The following is a 12,935-nucleotide window of genomic DNA, read 5'->3' as shown; positions in this document are numbered from 1 at the left end:
AATAAATTTGAGACAGCCTCTCTTTTTATATCATTTTTATATGAGATTTTTTAATACAAGCCTTTTGACGACCTGAATTGTCCCGATAATAATAGGGCCTTTTACATCCAATTGGCCGCCAATAGCTATTCCTGAAAAACTCATTCGATACTACATCTTAGTAATTGTCGTATAAGCCCAATTCGTCCAAACCCCATCTTTATTTTTTACACGTGCCGAAACTGTATATGTACCGCTATTAGAAAATTGTATCCGTACACCAGTATGGTTTTCCAAGAGACAATCTAATCCCGAATCGTATGTAATTGTTGCCGAAGGGGAAACCTGCCATTCCGCATCTATGGCATCCGTGCATCTATTAGGGTATAAAGCAACGAAATTCATAGGCGGCATAGAACCCGAACCTATCGTGGCAGATTCGCTCCATATCCCATTCAGTATCGTTGGCAAAGCCGCCATAACAACCGTTTTTGCTTTTGAAGAAGGAGTTGGTAAATCGCGTTTGGCATTGGAATTTAAATCTGCCTTTGTGAAGCCAAAGCATATAATAGTGCCTAAGCAAAGCATGCTTTTAAAAATTTGATGTTCTCTCATAACTGTTATAATTGTGAAGAATAGCTGGTTTGAAACCGATCAAACCTTACATAAATATAGACAAATTGTTACACATAATATTCTCCATTTAACGACAGAAGGGAGCATCTTATATATTACGCCTTCGTTTTTGACACTTCTTTTTAAAAAATTTAAAAAGAATTTTGAACTTAATAGAAATACTACATATCTTTATTGCATCATCATTAGTATGATCCACCGATTAGGCTGGATCAGAAGAGGCTAATATTGTGCATACTAACTTGGATATTGGATAAATCAATGTCTTTTTAAAATTACAAACCGAATTACTACTCACTGAAGTTGAACTAATATGGTTGTCGATATATTAAAAAATTTGTACTACCGCCCCATGCAACCGATTTCGGAAATTGCTAATACCCTATCAAGGAGCATTCCATCCGTTACAAAACAACTCAATGCCCTATTGGCAAAAGACATTATCGTTGAAAAGGGATACGCAGCCTCCACAGGGGGAAGAAAGGCAATCCAATATAGGCTAAATGAAGACTTGTCCCATACTGTCATAAGTATATCCATTGACCAGTTCTACACTTCAATAGCTTCAACCAATTTAAAAGCAGAAATACTTTTCGCTGAGAATAATGTTCCTATCGATCTAAGAGATACAAATGCTCCAGACTTAATTATAAACTGCCTAGATAATTTTCTGTCGGAAAATCAACTAGATAAACAGCTAATAATAGGCGTCGGAATTAGCATGCCCGGATTTGTCAATTCTGAAACCGGACTCAACGAATCGTATAACGAACATTCGCGCTTATACAATATCCGTGAGCAAATTGAACTTAAATTCGGCATCCCTACTGTTATAGACAATGATTCCCGTTGTGTTGCGTGGGCAGAGAAAAAATTCGGTGAAGCTCAAGACTCCAGCCATTCACTTGTCATCAATCTTAATTGGGGGGTTGGACTTGGTATACTGATCAATGACGATATATTCAAAGGAACCTCCGGATTTGCTGGAGAATTCAGTCATATCCCACTTTCTGATACCCTGACGTTATGTTCGTGTGGGAAAAGAGGATGTCTGGAAGTCGAAGCATCAATTAGCGCTGCTATCCGAAATATCCAAAAAGATATCAAAAAGGGAGCATATTCAATCTATGAGAAATTAGAGCTAGAACATAACAATAAAGTTGAAGCATTGATAAAATCAGTACAAATCGGGGATCAAATAGCCATTAATAATATTGGGAAGATTGGATATTTATTAGGAAAAGGAATATCTACGCTTATCCATATTCTAAATCCCCATCGAATCATTATCAGTGGTAGGGGTGCAGAAATAGGTCAGATTTTAGCACCACAAATCCAGGTTGCTGTCAATGAATATAGTATTCCAAAGATTGCAAAAAAAACGACCCTCAGTATCTCAACGTTACACAGGAACGCTCAGCAACTGGGCACAACGGCTTTAGTTATCGAAAAATTTATCGCACGCATTATAAACTAATATTTTACACAAATACCTAAAACATGAGTCTATTTTACAAAAGAGCTGCCGGGTTGGCCTTATGTACACTATTCAGTGCCACATCACTCTATGCGCAGCAAAGCATCACTGGGATTGTTTCGGACGCTAATGGTCCTGTCTCTGGAGCGACCGTTACCGTAAAGGGAACTACAAAGGGCACACAGACAACCGCCAATGGTTCTTTTACCATTCAAGCGGCCCAAGGCGAAACATTAAGAATTTCAATCGTTGGATACAAAGCCCAAGAAATTGTGGTTGGATCGAATAAAACGATTAATGTTACACTAAGTCCCGATGCGTCGGCCCTTGATGAAGTCGTTGTAACAGCGATGGGTATAAAACGCGAGTCTAAAGCCTTGGGATATGCGGTAAGCAACATCAAGGCTGATGAAATTACTAAAGCTGGAAACACCAACTTCGGTTCCGCATTATACGGTAAAGCACCAGGTGTAAAAATCACCACTGCTCCTGGTGGTTCGGCCAGTGCGGTAAATGTGCAGATCCGTGGGATCAATTCATTAAACTATCAACGCCAACCACTTTACGTTGTGGACGGAATTATCATCCGAAACGATCAGCAAAATGGGGCTGCTGGAGCCAACAACAACAACTTCGATCGTGATCAACGAATCCGCGGCAACGGAATGTTGGATATCAATCCTGCAGACATCGATAACATATCCATTTTAAAAGGTGCTGCAGCAAGTGCATTATATGGCTCAGATGCAGCGAGCGGAGTGATTGTTATTACGACAAAAAAGGGAACTAAGGGACGCGGTCTAGGTGTCGATTTTAATTACACAGGATCCTTGGAGCGCGCCGCATTCTTACCGAAATTTCAAAACGAATATGGTCCGGGGTATGATGCCGGCATTAACGTCACCAATGGCGCTACCGAAGAAGGTTGGATCCTGGATGCCAAGTCACCCACTGGACGACGACCTTACTTTAGGTCCTACGCAAGCTTCGGTCCCAAATTTACGGGAGAAGATGTTCTTTGGTGGGATGGCCAGATTAGACCTTACGTTGCGCGTAAAAACAATTACTACGACGTTTTCGACAAAGGTTATAATTCTACCGCAAACATCGGAATATCCAATCAGACTGAAAAACTCAATTATCGTTTGAGTGCAACCCGCATGGATTATAAAAGTACCAGCCCGGGAAGCAAACAGACAAAAAATACATTTAATTTAAATAGCTCATTAAAGCTAAGTAACCGTTTATCCACAGATATCGTCGCGAATTATATCAACACCAACACGCACAATAGAACATACCTTTTAGGACAGGTACTAGGTAGCTTTGATGGATTCTTCAGTAGAACGGAGGATATGGCAGCCATGAAAAAAGCCTATCAAACATCAGATGGCTATAAATATTCGAAATTTGGTACAGGCCGTCCGGAGGATTTTATTTACACAATGCGTGCATCAAACCTATTGGATTATTTCTGGAATCAGTATAAAAACAGTTATGATGAGGTTGAAAACCGTATTTTAACCAGCGCGACATTAAATTGGGACGTGGTTGATCACCTCAAATTCAGAGGAAGAATAGGGAATGACTTTACTTCTGCTACCAGTACAAATAAGCAGTATACAGAGAATGCAACGAAGTATAATTCGCCGTCAAGCAGTACCGGTGGCTATTCAACCACTAAAGGAGCCTATTCAATTTTATATGGCGATTTAATGATGACATATAGCAATAAGATCAATGAAAATTTTGACTATTCAGCTAGTGTTGGCTTTCAATCCCGGTCAGAAAATTACGATGATCAATCCTCAAGCACCGCTTCTGGGCTCGTTACTGAAAACTGGTTTAGTTTAAGCAACAGCTTGGCGCAGGCTACAACGACGAATGCTCGAAAGGAAATGCTTAAATACGCTTACTTTGGGTCATTAAACATCGGTTACAAGGGCTTTGCTTATCTTGATGGAACATACCGTTCAGAATACTCATCAACTCTTCCTCCACAAAACAACAACTACCAATATGGTTCCCTAAGTGGTAGTTTCATTTTTAGTGATGCATTTAATATCAAATCCGACAAGTTTTCCTATGGTAAGTTACGTGCTTCGTATGGTATCGTAGGTAATGATGCTGCTATTTACGAAGCCAATATCGCCTATACTCAAGCGCCTTTGTTAACAGTGAATGGAGCTATACCGGCATTGACGTACAAAAACCGATATGGTAATCTAGATCTTAGACCGGAAAGGAAATATGAAATGGAGTTCGGTCTGGAATTGAAATTTCTAAAAAACAGAATCGGCTTAGATGCAAGTTACTACAACAACTATATCGAGGATCAAATTCTTGGGTTGACAACACCTGCATCAACAGGTGCAACATCTCAGCTTCTAAATATTGGAAAAATAGCTAATCATGGATTGGAATTATCCATTAACGGAACGCCTATCCAAAACGAAAATTTCACTTGGAATTCCAGACTAAATTATTCTTTCAACCGCTCTAAAGTCAAAGAATTATTGGCGGGTGTTGATGAATTGGTTTTTTACTCAGCTGATGCCAATTCATTAAAAATTACGGCAAAAGCAGGAGAAACTTTGGGAAATATCTATGTATATGATATCGCTAAAGATGAGAATGGCAATAATCTGATATCGGATGAAGGCTTTTATGTAATGGATAAATCCAAATATAAAATGGTAGGCAATATTATGCCTAAAGCAATTGGTGGATGGACAAATACCTTTAACTACAAGAACTTTAGCTTAGATTTCACTGCTGATTACCGGTTTGGCGGTAAAATGGTATCCGAAAATCTTAAGTATGGAATGGCTTCCGGACTTTATGAGAACACACTTCCCTACAGAGAAAGTGGCATCACGCTACCGGGTGTTAATGCCAATACCGGAAAAGCAAATGATGTACATTTAAGTGGAGCGGAATATTACTTCAATACGTTTAACTGGGGTGATGACTCCTGGTCTGAAAAAGGTGCGGTTTATGACAATAACTTTATTAAACTAAGGGAACTTTCTATTGGTTACCGGATCCCGGACAGCTTTACAAAACGCATCAAAATGAACAATCTTAGATTTTCATTAATCGGAAGAAATTTATTCTATTTCTACCGAACATTGAAAAATCTTGATCCTGAAGCTCCAGTAGGAAATGCTTGGTGGGCTCAGGGTGTTGACGTTGGTTCCTCCGCAGCAACAAGAAGCTTTGGTTTTTCGTTAAACGCTAATTTTTAATCACTTTTTACTGAAATCATGAAAAAAATATTTTTTACCATATTTACACTTACGACTGCTTTAACCTCCTTGGTAGGCTGTAAAAAGCAATTGGATGAAAAATTTCAAAATCCAGACGCTACCGAAAAAGCCAGTGTTTCAGCATTCTTTGCCGAATTGTTAAATAATGACCGGGTGAGACCTTCCTATTGGCATTATAGAACCTTCATTTTATCAAATCAGGCAATTTATACACAAACAGCATCTTTTATCCCATCCAATTCCATGTATCAGCCAAATGATGGCTATTCATATGATTATTGGGTAGATTTCTATTCACCAGGCGTACTTGGCATCTATAGAGCCATGGAAAAAGCCTATGCTGCGCTCCCTGAGGAAGAAAAAGCTAATGCCAAAGTTATCTTGCAGGCAGCAAAAGTAGTTGTCTTAGACGAGGCTTCAAAGTTAGTAGACAACTATGGCGATATCCCGTTCAGCGAAGCAGGCAGCCTACCTTCAACTAATGTGATCAAACTTCCAAAATTTGATGATCAAAAAGAGCTGTATTATCAATTCATATCGGATTTAAAGGAGATAAACACCTATTTCGATACCGTAGAATCTAATCCCGAATTCGCCAAATATGATATATTAAACAGCGGTAATGTCGGTAAATGGAGAAAGTACACAAACTCGCTGAGACTTCGTTTATTATTGCGAATTTCCAATGTCGACGAAGCCAAAGCACGCACGGAGATATTGGAGATCCTAAATAACCCAAGTCAATTTCCATTAGCAGATGGAAACAATAATGGCAGCTATGATCCAAAAACAGAAGATATCCTTTTGGCTCCATTGACAAACTATACAGGTACATTAAGACAAGGGCTGATTGAGGGGCCTAATCATTACGCAACTGACCATATGTTAAACAAGGTTATGTTACCATCAAAGGATCCCCGTATTCCGGTATTTTATGACAAATTTGGAGTAACTGTGGATAATAAATTTATACCAAACAAAGAGTATAAAGCCATGCCGATTACTTTTACTTCCACCGAGATGGAAAAGAACTATCAAAGCTATTCTATTTTGGATTCCACAACATTTGCTGACAACAAAGAACTTCCCGGTATCGTATTTTCAGCCAGTGAAACCAACTTTATTAAAGCCGAAGCTCAGTTAAGATGGGGATCAAGTGCTGCAGCTAAAGAGGCTTATAATACAGCTGTAAAACAGTCAATATCTTTCTACTATTATTTGAACAATATAAATAAGTCCGGTTTAAAAACCGAAACTAAACCTGCCGACAATGTCATCAATGATTTTATTGATAAATCCACGATAACATTCACAGGGGATAAAAATAAAGACCTTGAGTTAATCTATACGCAAAAATGGCTGCACTATGGTTTTCTACAGGCACAACAAGCTTGGTCCGAATTAAGACGAACAGGCTATCCAGTGCTAACCTTTCCAGTAGCTGGGCTTGTCAACTTCGCGAATCCACCTATGAGGTTGAATTATCCATCTTCAGAGGTATCAAATAATAGTAAAAATTACGAAGCCGTAAGATCAAAGGACACACGAACAACCAAAATTTTCTGGGACGTCAATTAATCGACACTACATCTCCTACAGAAAGCCACCTTCAAGTGGCTTTCTTTTTATCATTTTCATTATATTTATACATGCAAAAACTGACAACCATTATATCAACCGCACTCTTGGCTACGACCTCTACTTTAGTCTTTGGTCAAGCCCACAATGTGTCGGGTGGCTATCAAAAACCTACCGATCCGCAGGTGATCGAAAACCTCGAACAATGGCAAGACATGAAATTTGGTCTCTTCATGCACTGGGGAACCTACAGTCAATGGGGGATTGTTGAAAGCTGGAGCTTATGTCCGGAAGATGAGGGCTGGACACAACGCAAGCCTGAACATGGCGCAACTTACAACGAATACGTAAAGAACTACGAAAATCTACAGACAACATTCAATCCTACGGATTTCAACCCACAAAAATGGGCCGATGCCGCGAAAGCAGCCGGAATGAAATATGTGGTCTTTACAACCAAACACCACGATGGATTCGCAATGTTCGATACCAAGGAATCGGATTACAAAATTACTTCCAGCAAAACCCCTTTCTCTTCAAACCCAAAAGCTAACGTCACCAAAGAAATATTCAATACTTTTCGCAATGACGGGTTCAAAATCGGGGCTTATTTTTCAAAACCGGATTGGCATACGGATTATTACTGGTGGAGTTATTTCCCGCCAAAAGATCGCAATGTAAACTATGATCCCCAAAAGCATCCTGAACGTTGGGAAAAGTTCAAAAACTATACCTACAACCAAATCAATGAACTTACATCCGAATATGGCAAAGTCGATATCTTATGGTTGGACGGTGGTTGGGTACGTCCATTCAAAACGATTGATCAATCTGTAGACTGGCAACGAACCATCAAAGTTGAACAAAATATTGATATGGATCGCATTGGTGGCATGGCCCGAAAAAATCAGCCCGGAATCATTGTCGTAGACCGCACCGTTCCCGGTAACTGGGAAAACTATGTCACACCGGAACAGGCCATACCTGAACATCCCCTGGACATTCCTTGGGAAAGCTGTATTACTATGGGTGACTCGTTTAGCTATGTTCCCAACGATAATTATAAGCCAACAAAGAAAATCGTCGAAACTCTCGTCAAGATTATCGCTCGTGGTGGTAACTATTTGCTGAACATTGCTCCTGGCCCTAAAGGAGACTACGATCAGGCTGCATATGATCGTTTAAACGAATTGGCCGCTTGGATGAAGATCAACCAAAGTGCTGTATACGCTACACGTACCATTGCGCCTTACCATCAAGGTGATTATTATTATACCCGAAGCAAGGACAATAAAATCGTCAATGTATTCCACCTGTCGGAGGGAGATACTTACCAACAGCCGAATGAATATGTCTTTGAGGTACCTGACAATTTTAAGGTAAAAAAAATAACAATATTGGGCCATAAAGGTCGTTTGAATTGGTCGCAACATGACAATCAGATCACCCTCAGAAGTCCGGGTACAAGATTTAATTATGCTACCGCGATTCAATTGCAAAGCAAGTAACAAAAAAGCAGCTGGATTACATCAAGCTGCTTTTTTGTTATCCGATAACGATGATCGATTTCAGGCATTTTCAGAGGCTTTCAATTGACTAACGAAGACCAACAAATACAAATCCACCCGATCGCTACCATCAATCATTGTTCAAATAACTAAAATACAACCTATAAAAAACAGCACTTGTGAACTTGTCAGCACGTACTTACCGAATGAAACAGATAACCTTATTTTTAGCATTATTACTCATAACATTTTATTCATGTAAAAGTTATAAGCCGCAGATCATCTCATCCCGGCAGATCTTCAAGGAAGGACAGGTCAATTTCAAACAATGCCATGCTTCGACCATACAATCCATCGGCAAAGACAGCCTTTTGGCTTGCTGGTTTGGCGGCACGCAAGAATCCAATCCGGATGTGGTGATATGGAGTTCCCATTATACAGCCGGAAAATGGCAAACACCAGTACAAATCGCTGATGGGATTCTTGCAGACAAACGTTATCCGACCTGGAACCCCGTGCTCTATCAACATCCTAAAAGTGATACCCTCTATTTATTCTATAAAATTGGTCCTAACCCAAGAGAATGGAAAGGCTATGTCAAATACTCCCTCGATAAAGGTCGTCACTGGTCTGTGGCACAGGCATTACCCGATGGTATTTTGGGCCCAATTAAAAACAAACCATTTACATTGTCTAATGGAGACATACTATCTCCTTCCAGTACCGAATCAAAAGACGAAATCTGGAAAGCGCATGTAGAAATAAGTCGCGACCGGGGTAAAACCTGGTCTATTCATACAATTCGGCCCGATACAAATATTCAAGTCATTCAGCCCAGTATTGTCCAACACGAAGATGGACTCCTCCAGGTGCTTTGCCGCAGTAAAGAAAATAAAGTAATGAGTGCCTTTTCTTCCGACCAAGGCAACAGCTGGGGACCATGGAAAGCCACCAATCTGCTCAACCCCAATTCAGCCACCGATGCCATCCGATTGAAAAATGGATTATTTATGATCGTTTACAATCCCGCCATAGCAGGAAAAGATTGGTGGGAAGGGCGTACAAAGCTGCGTGTCGCAACTTCCCATAATGGCCTACAATGGAAAGATGCTCTTATACTTGAAGACGGGGTCAAGGGGGACGAGTATTCTTACCCCACAATTATTCAAGATAACAATGGTTTAATACATATCACGTATACATGGAATAGAAAGAGTATCAAGTATATCCGATTAAAATAAATCACCCTCTTGTAGCAAAAGAAAGTTCGTTACGTTATGCTATAAAAGACAAATTATGACCTTATTAAAGAACTCCTTTCTTCTCGGCATTTCACTCTTATTTGCAAGTTGCTCAAAGGAAGAATCCGAAAAGATAACAGCACTAGAGGGTAGCTACTCTGGAAAATTTACTGTCTACTATAAAAATCAAGACAAAACATTCACTGGAGATGTCAATGTAAAATTTAAAGCAGATAGCTTCTTTTGCTCTACAAATAAGGACAGATACCCTGCAGGTGGCTCAGGAACATTTGAAATTATTGGAAACAAGATTGTTTTCAAGGATCAAAACTTTTGGACTGCAGACTTTGACTGGGCATTGATATTGAATCGCGAATATAGCTATACCCTGGATGGCAAAGAACTTATCCTGACGAAAGATCCTTATCAGAACAATAGCTATACCTATAAACTAAAGAAGGATTAATTAATAATCCTTCTTTAGTTCCATCTCTCCTTTCAATCGAATGTCGTCGGATGACGCCCCGATCAGCAATTTGAATTTCCCTTTCTCTGTTTTCCAGACATTATTTGCGTTCCACAGTTTAAGATCTTCTTTGCCTAACTGGAAAGTGTACCTTTCTTTATTTCCTGCTGCAATGGTTTTACGTTCGAATTGTTTTAACTGCATAATGGGCGTAACCACCGAACTGACTTCATCGACAACATATAACTGCGCTACTTCATCACCGGCCGCACTACCCTTATTTTCGACATCAAAAGAAACCGTACACACAAAATCAGCTGTACCTTCGGTCAGTCCGACCTGTAAGTTGCTGTATTCAAATTTACTGTAACTTAATCCATAACCAAAAGCATATAGAGGTTTGGCCGACATCTCCACATAATCATGATGTTTAGGTTTTGTATGATTATAATGTACAGGAAGCTGGCCAACGGAGCGAGGCACAGAAATCGGTAACCGGCCGGCCGGATTATAATCGCCAAACAGGACATCGGCAATAGCCAATCCACCCTCCTGTCCGGGATACCAGGCATTCACGATCGCAGGAATATGCTCCGAGGCCCAATTCAGATTAAGTGGTCGTCCCATAATGGTCACCAGGACTACAGGTTTTCCTGTTGCCCGGATCGCTTTCATCAGTTTTAATTGATCGCCCATCATATCCAACGAAACGCGATCAAATCCTTCACCGCTTTCCATATCACTGACAGTATTGGGATCTACACTCGCTGCTCCGGTTGCCTGGTAAGAAGTTTTAAAATCCCGAGCACTCGAACCTCCGAGAATCAAAACTACCACATCTGCTTGCTCAGCAGCCGCTACCGCAGCTGGAATATTAGAATTTGCCGTATCACGGATGGCGCAACCTTTGACATAATCAACTTGCGTTCCTCTTCCCAGAGCCGAGCGAATACCTGTCAATACAGTCTGAACCTTCCCTTCGGCCTGTGGCGCAGTATAATCCCCCAATTGATTATAGCCATTGTCAGCATTTGGCCCGATCACCGCAATCCGTTTCAACGATTTGCTTAATGGCAGGATATTTTGTTCGTTTTTCAGCAAGATAATGGATTCCCGTGCAACCTGTCGTGCAACAGATCTATTCTGTGCTGTGGCAACTTTTTGAGCAACAAGCTTCTCATCTACATAAGGACGGTCGAATAGCCCAAGGTTAAACTTCATCCGTAGCACCCGCGCTACTGCAGTATCCAATACTGCCGGCTCAACCAGTCCTTGTTGTACCGCTTGCAATAGATTCGGGCCATATCCCGATCCGCTCAAGTCCACATCCAATCCGGCATGTATACTTTGTGAAGCGGCTTCTGCTGCTGTCGCCGCCGTCGCATGCCCACCGTTGAGACCAGAAATACTTAATAGATCTGACACCACAAATCCCTTGAACCCCCAGTCTTTCCGTAAAATATCTTTCAACAGCCAGGGATTTGCAGAGCAAGGAATACCGTCAATACTATTATAAGCCGTCATGACCGACCCCGCACCGGATTTAACGGCACGCTCGAATGGCGGTAGAAAATACTGTCTTAGGCTTCGTTCACCAAAAGATACAGACTCACCATTATGTCCGCCATCGGGTGCAGCGTAAGCGACAAAGTGTTTCAATGTACCAATGATTTTATCCTGTTGCCCAAGCTTCTCCCCCTGAAAACCACGGATCATGGCGCTTCCCATCTGTCCGATGAGGTAAGGGTCTTCCCCATAGGTTTCCTCGGTCCTGGACCAGCGGGGATCGCGTGCCAGATCAAGAACGGGGCCATAGCCATTTTTTCCACCTACGGCATAAGTTTCCTGTGCAATTGTTGATGCCATACGCTGAATTAGATCCGGATTCCAGGTACTCGCCTGCCCTATTGCCGTCGGGAATACCGTGGCACCAATGGCCATATGTCCATGCGGAGCTTCTTCAGACAGCAACAATGGAATACCCAGGCGGGTGCTATCTAACATGTATCGCTGAATAGCATTGGTCGCCCGTGCAGCTTCCGTGGGAGTAAGACCATTGAGTAAGGTTTTTTGTGTCCAGGGATCGGCACGCAATGTGGCCCACAACAAGCCAATATGCTGCTCCTTTACCGCTTTCTTTAATTTATCACTAACCCCGACATACTTGCCCTTTTTCTCATACATATCCCATCCAAGCAATTTGCTTAGTTGCCCGACCTTCTCTTCCACAGTCATACGCCCTAAAAGATCTTTGACCCGCTGTTCGGTAGGCAATGTGCCATTTTTATAGGGCAATTTTTGGGCTTGAACTTTTGGCGAAAGCAATGTTGCCATTGCCGTAAAAAGTATTATTTGGACTTTCATAAGTAGATTTCTATTTAAACCATTTTTTGTATATTATGAGACCTGTAGTTTTTGCATCACACACTATATGCAACCGGTTTCAAAACACTAAATTAACGATTTAGCAGTAATAATCAAGATAATTTTTCGAATATAGAAAATTCAGAATCCGAATCAATAGAACGAATAAATTACCTGCATATATGCAAAATCACTACATCGTATTCATTATCCAAAACGAAGGAAAGGGTTATTAATTTCTATACATTTACAATTCATGTAAAAAATATTATCTCCTAAAATAAGAAAAGACGGCAAGCCGTCTCTCCATTCATGTGTTATAGGAATGCTACTTATTTTTTTCTGCTTTACTTTTTCCTTTAAAATGGTATTCCATTGGCAATAATTTATCTATGCCGCCTCTCATTTAGTTATAAC

At 40.7% G+C, this 12,935-nt stretch carries 8 protein-coding genes; 6 read left to right on the top strand and 2 right to left on the bottom strand.

From position 1 onward, the window contains the following. Positions 1-150 precede the first annotated feature (150 nt). The gene (locus B4G94_RS14265) at positions 151-594 is read right to left on the bottom strand and encodes a hypothetical protein (protein WP_286859653.1); all 444 of its coding nucleotides are present in this window, start codon (positions 592-594) and stop codon (positions 151-153) included. Positions 595-967: 373 nt separating this feature from the next. On the opposite strand from B4G94_RS14265, the gene B4G94_RS14260 reads away from it, so the two are divergent. The 6 genes from B4G94_RS14260 to B4G94_RS14235 all read left to right on the top strand — a co-directional run bounded on the left by B4G94_RS14260 (position 968) and on the right by B4G94_RS14235 (position 10,154). After that, the gene (locus B4G94_RS14260; RefSeq protein WP_206531864.1) at positions 968-2,092 is read left to right on the top strand and encodes an ROK family protein; all 1,125 of its coding nucleotides are present in this window, start codon (positions 968-970) and stop codon (positions 2,090-2,092) included. A gap of 23 nt (positions 2,093-2,115) precedes the next feature. After that, complete coding sequence (locus B4G94_RS14255) at positions 2,116-5,340, top strand: SusC/RagA family TonB-linked outer membrane protein (protein WP_165305605.1); 3,225 nt, start codon at positions 2,116-2,118, stop codon at positions 5,338-5,340. A gap of 18 nt (positions 5,341-5,358) precedes the next feature. After that, positions 5,359-6,939, top strand: a complete 1,581-nt coding sequence (locus B4G94_RS14250) for a SusD/RagB family nutrient-binding outer membrane lipoprotein (protein WP_165305604.1) — start codon at positions 5,359-5,361, stop codon at positions 6,937-6,939. A gap of 71 nt (positions 6,940-7,010) precedes the next feature. Further along, positions 7,011-8,447, top strand: a complete 1,437-nt coding sequence (locus tag B4G94_RS14245) for an alpha-L-fucosidase (protein ID WP_108636015.1) — start codon at positions 7,011-7,013, stop codon at positions 8,445-8,447. 206 nt (positions 8,448-8,653) lie between these two features. Then, positions 8,654-9,688: a sialidase family protein gene (locus B4G94_RS14240; RefSeq protein ID WP_286859649.1), complete on the top strand. Its 1,035-nt coding sequence runs from the start codon at positions 8,654-8,656 to the stop codon at positions 9,686-9,688. A 55-nt stretch (positions 9,689-9,743) separates the two neighbouring features. After that, on the top strand, positions 9,744-10,154 hold the full coding sequence (locus B4G94_RS14235; RefSeq protein ID WP_286859647.1) for a hypothetical protein: 411 nt from the start codon (positions 9,744-9,746) through the stop codon (positions 10,152-10,154). Here the strand turns inward: B4G94_RS14235 and B4G94_RS14230 are convergent, their stop codons facing one another. Beyond that, positions 10,155-12,518 carry a glycoside hydrolase family 3 N-terminal domain-containing protein gene (locus B4G94_RS14230; RefSeq protein ID WP_286859645.1) on the bottom strand — a complete coding sequence of 788 codons (2,364 nt, stop codon included), beginning with the start codon at positions 12,516-12,518 and terminating at the stop codon, positions 10,155-10,157. Positions 12,519-12,935: the final 417 nt, after the last annotated feature.

The organism is Sphingobacterium sp. UBA7625 (assembly GCF_002484085.1).
Taxonomy (GTDB): Bacteria; Bacteroidota; Bacteroidia; order Sphingobacteriales; family Sphingobacteriaceae; genus Sphingobacterium; species Sphingobacterium athyrii.
This window is presented reverse-complemented; position numbering and strand designations above follow the sequence as displayed.

What these genes read in the sequence shown, in the direction of transcription:
- B4G94_RS14265 (WP_286859653.1), bottom strand. Translation starts at nt 594, where the DNA reads ATGAGAGAACATCAAATTTTTAAAAGCATGCTTTGCTTAGGCACTATT.
- B4G94_RS14260 (WP_206531864.1), top strand. Translation starts at nt 968, where the DNA reads ATGCAACCGATTTCGGAAATTGCTAATACCCTATCAAGGAGCATTCCA.
- B4G94_RS14255 (WP_165305605.1), top strand. Translation starts at nt 2,116, where the DNA reads ATGAGTCTATTTTACAAAAGAGCTGCCGGGTTGGCCTTATGTACACTA.
- B4G94_RS14250 (WP_165305604.1), top strand. Translation starts at nt 5,359, where the DNA reads ATGAAAAAAATATTTTTTACCATATTTACACTTACGACTGCTTTAACC.
- B4G94_RS14245 (WP_108636015.1), top strand. Translation starts at nt 7,011, where the DNA reads ATGCAAAAACTGACAACCATTATATCAACCGCACTCTTGGCTACGACC.
- B4G94_RS14240 (WP_286859649.1), top strand. Translation starts at nt 8,654, where the DNA reads ATGAAACAGATAACCTTATTTTTAGCATTATTACTCATAACATTTTAT.
- B4G94_RS14235 (WP_286859647.1), top strand. Translation starts at nt 9,744, where the DNA reads ATGACCTTATTAAAGAACTCCTTTCTTCTCGGCATTTCACTCTTATTT.
- B4G94_RS14230 (WP_286859645.1), bottom strand. Translation starts at nt 12,518, where the DNA reads ATGAAAGTCCAAATAATACTTTTTACGGCAATGGCAACATTGCTTTCG.